Origin of the sequence: Aquabacterium sp. UBA2148 (assembly GCF_002328915.1) — a bacterium.
GTDB lineage: Bacteria > Pseudomonadota > Gammaproteobacteria > Burkholderiales > Burkholderiaceae_C > Aquabacterium > Aquabacterium parvum.
Genome location: NZ_DCXA01000015.1, coordinates 16,338 through 19,828, shown reverse-complemented (window position 1 = coordinate 19,828; position 3,491 = coordinate 16,338). Strand labels below are relative to the sequence as shown.

The window sequence follows — 3,491 nt, the reverse complement described above, 5'->3', positions numbered from 1 at the left end:
TGTGCCGAAAGCGACCACAAACACGACAAGGTCGACGCACCGCAAGGCCGATCCCAACAGCAAATCAGCCGCCTCCCCTGGTGAACACCGCGCTGACCCGAGTGGCACAGCGATTGCAGAAAGAGCCTCGTCCCCCGACCAACCAACGGACTGACATGCTCCACCCCCTCATCAACGACACCACCCTGCGCGACGGTGAACAAACCACTGGCGTGGCCTTCACGCTCGACGAGAAGGTGGCCATTGCCCGTGCACTGTCCGATGCCGGTGTGCCCGAGATGGAGGTGGGCATCCCGGTGATGGGCGAGACCGAAGTGCAAGCGATCAACACCATCGCGGCTTTGGGCCTGAGCAGCCGTTTGATGGTGTGGGGCCGCATGCGCAACGAAGATGTACTGGCCGCGCTCGAATGCGATGTCGACGTCATCCACCTGTCGATCCCCGTGTCGGACATCCACCTTCGCCACAAGCTGCAACGAGACCGCATCTGGGCGATGGAACAGGTCGAGCGCTTCGTCAGCACCCTTCATGCGGCGGGTCGCGAAGTCTCGGTGGGAGCGGAAGACGCCTCACGCGCCAACCCCGTCTTCCTGGGCGAGCTGGCCCGGCTGGCGCAGCGCTGCGGTGCTTCGCGCATCCGCTATGCCGACACCCTGGGTGTGCTCGATCCGTTCGCCACCTTCGACGCCATCAGCCTGCTGCGCCACGCGGTGGACATCGACATCGAGATCCACGCCCACAACGACCTCGGCCTGGCCACGGCCAACACCCTGGCTCCCCTGCGCGCAGGCGCCACCCACGCCAACACCACCGTCAACGGCCTGGGCAAACGCGCCGGCAACGCGGCCATGGAAGAAGTGGTGATGGGGCTCAAGCACATCCACGGTGTGAACTGCGGCATCCACACAAGCGAGCTGGTGCGCATCTCCAAACTGGTCGAGCGGGCATCTGGCCGCCCCGTGGCAGCCAACAAGAGCATCGTGGGCGATGCCATCTTCACGCACGAATCCGGCATCCATGTCGACGGGCTGGCCAAGCACCCGACCACTTACGAAGGCTTTGATCCGGCGGAGCTGGGTCGCGCCCGTCAGACCGTGCTGGGCAAGCACTCCGGCACGCGTGCGGTGAGGCTGGCCTACCAGGCCCTGAGCCTCTCCTTGGACGAGCCCCAGGTGCCCCAGCTGCTCGAGCGCGTTCGCGGTCACGCGGTGCGCAACAAGCGCTCGCCCACGACCGCCGAGCTGCGTCAGTTCTACCTGGAGTCATCGGCCCTGGAAGGACAGCCCTCATGAGCCCGACCGAAATCGCCCCGCTGGAAGAAGGCCCCATGACCGATGGCGAGCGCCAACCTTTGCCGCCAAGCTGGTGGAGCCTGGTTTGCGAAGACGTGGCCTGCGTGGCACAACGCGACCCAGCCGCCCGCTCTCGCTTCGCGGTCTGGACGCTCTACCCTGGCGTTCACGCCGTGGCCCTGCATCGGCTGGCACACGCGCTGTGGATCGGTGGCTGGCGCTACCTGCCGCGCTGGATGTCCTACCTTGCGCGTTGGTGGACCCACATCGACATCCACCCGGGTGCGCGCCTACTCCGACTTCGTGCGGTCCACGCCCGCGCAGGAGAAGGTCTTCAAGGTCTTCCAGGAAGCCAACGGCGAGCAACACGTCTCGCTGCAGAGCCTCAAGGCATCGCTGCCGAACCGGGTGCCACCGCAGGCCGCCATCGCGACCGCCCCCGCCGCCACCGCCTCCCTCTGAACAGCCCAACAGGAAAGCACCATGCACATCGTCGTCTGCATCAAGCAGGTGCCCGACTCGGCCCAGATCCGCGTCCACCCGGTCACCAACACCATCATGCGCCAGGGCGTGCCCGCCATCGTCAACCCGTATGACCTGTTCTCGCTGGAAGAGGCGCTGCGCCTGAAGGACAAGTTCGGCGGTCGCGTGACCGTGCTGTGCATGGGCCCACCTCAGGCCGAAGAGGCATTGCGCAAGTGCGTGTCCTTCGGTGCCGACGACGCCGTTCTCGTCACCGACCGGGCCTTCGCTGGCGCCGACACCCTGGCCACGTCCTACGCGCTGGCGGCGGCCATTCGCAAGCTGGGCAGCGAGCAGCAGGTCGACATGGTGTTCGCTGGCAAGCAGACCATCGACGGCGACACCGCCCAGGTCGGTCCCGGCGTGGCCAAGCGGCTGGGCCTGCAGTTGCTGACCTACGTCTCGCGCATCGTCCAGACCGACCTGGAGGCCGGCACCATCACCGTCGAGCGCCGCGGCGAAGGCGGTGTGCAGGTGCTTCAAACCAAGCTGCCCTGCCTGATCACGATGCTGGAGAACACCAACGAGATGCGCTTTGCCTCGCTGCCAGCCATGATCCACGCCGCCGCCTACCCGGTGCGCAAGTGGAACAAGGACGACGCAGGCATCGAGGACCCCACCAAGATCGGGCTCAAGGGCTCACCCACCGTGGTCAGCCGAGTCTTCGGCCCCACACCTCGCTCCGAGAAGGCCGAGATGCAAAGCGTGGAGACGTCCTCGTTGCGCGACGTCTCACTCAACCTCATCCAGTCCATCTTCACGCGCCACACAACGCTGGAGCAGGACCTGGTTGAAAAGCTCAGCGCCTGATCAAGCCGCCTTCAAACACACGCTGTCATCACCCCGAACGGGAGCCCTGCCATGAGCGACGCCAAACCCGCCGGCCGCGGCCGCAACCTCGAACTCTCCGACGAACTCAAGGTCTACAAGGGCGTTTGGGTCTTCATTGAACACGAACGCGGCCACGCGCACAGCGTCTCGTGGGAGCTGCTTGGCGAAGGCCGAAAGCTCGCCGACCAGTTGGGCTCACCCCTGTGCGGCGTGCTGCTCGGCGGCCCCGATGAAGACCTCGACCGCTTCGCCAAGGAGGCCTTCACCTTCGGCGCGGACCACGTCTACTTCATGCGCGATGCGGTGCTCAAGGGCTACCGCAACGAGCACCAAGGGCCTGACCGACCTGGTCAACAAGTACAAGCCGGAGATCGTGCTGCTGGGCGCCACGAGCCAAGGCCGCGACCTGGCCGGCTCGGTGGCCACCACCCTGCTCACCGGCCTGACCGCCGACTGCACCGAGCTGGCCATCGACCCCAACACCCGCGCCCTGGCCGCCACGCGCCCCACCTTCGGTGGCTCGCTGCTGTGCACGATCATGACGCTGGCGTACCGACCGCAGATGGCCACCATCCGCCCCCGCGTGATGGCCATGCCCCGCGCCGACGGCGAACGCACCGGCCCCACCTCCGAAGACACGCTCGGCCTGATCGAGACGAACATCGTCACCAAGCTGCTGGACTTCATCGCCGACGCCAGCTCCAACCAGATCAACCTGCCTTATGCCGACGTGATCGTCAGCGGCGGCAAAGGCCTCAAGACCCCCGAGAACTTCAAGCTCGTCTTCGACCTGGCCCGCGTGCTGGGCGGCGAGGTGGGCGCCACCCGCCCCTGCGTGCAGGCGGG

Annotated in this window: 2 protein-coding genes and 3 pseudogenes; all 5 read left to right on the top strand. The window is 66.4% G+C overall.

Going from position 1 to position 3,491, the window contains the following annotated elements; genetic code table 11:
- The first annotated feature begins 155 nt into the window (after positions 1 to 155).
- Complete coding sequence (gene nifV, locus B2W70_RS00640; RefSeq protein WP_286742004.1) at positions 156 to 1,292, top strand: homocitrate synthase; 1,137 nt, start codon at positions 156 to 158, stop codon at positions 1,290 to 1,292.
- Between the two features lie 35 nt (positions 1,293 to 1,327).
- A pseudogene (locus tag B2W70_RS18425) lies at positions 1,328 to 1,591 on the top strand (serine O-acetyltransferase); the annotation flags it as partial.
- Positions 1,578 to 1,754: pseudogene (locus tag B2W70_RS00635) on the top strand (nitrogenase-stabilizing/protective protein NifW); the annotation flags it as partial. The pseudogenes B2W70_RS18425 and B2W70_RS00635, both read left to right, overlap by 14 nt.
- Positions 1,755 to 1,775: 21 nt before the next feature.
- Positions 1,776 to 2,624 carry an electron transfer flavoprotein subunit beta/FixA family protein gene (locus tag B2W70_RS00630; protein ID WP_286742003.1) on the top strand — a complete coding sequence of 283 codons (849 nt, stop codon included), beginning with the start codon at positions 1,776 to 1,778 and terminating at the stop codon, positions 2,622 to 2,624.
- Between the two features lie 51 nt (positions 2,625 to 2,675).
- Positions 2,676 to 3,491 (top strand): annotated as a pseudogene (locus tag B2W70_RS00625) (electron transfer flavoprotein subunit alpha/FixB family protein); the annotation flags it as partial.

Bases quoted from the DNA above. Each gene is read 5' to 3' on its own strand.
- B2W70_RS00630 (WP_286742003.1), top strand. From the start codon at position 1,776: ATGCACATCGTCGTCTGCATCAAGCAGGTGCCCGACTCGGCCCAGATC.
- nifV (WP_286742004.1), top strand. From the start codon at position 156: ATGCTCCACCCCCTCATCAACGACACCACCCTGCGCGACGGTGAACAA.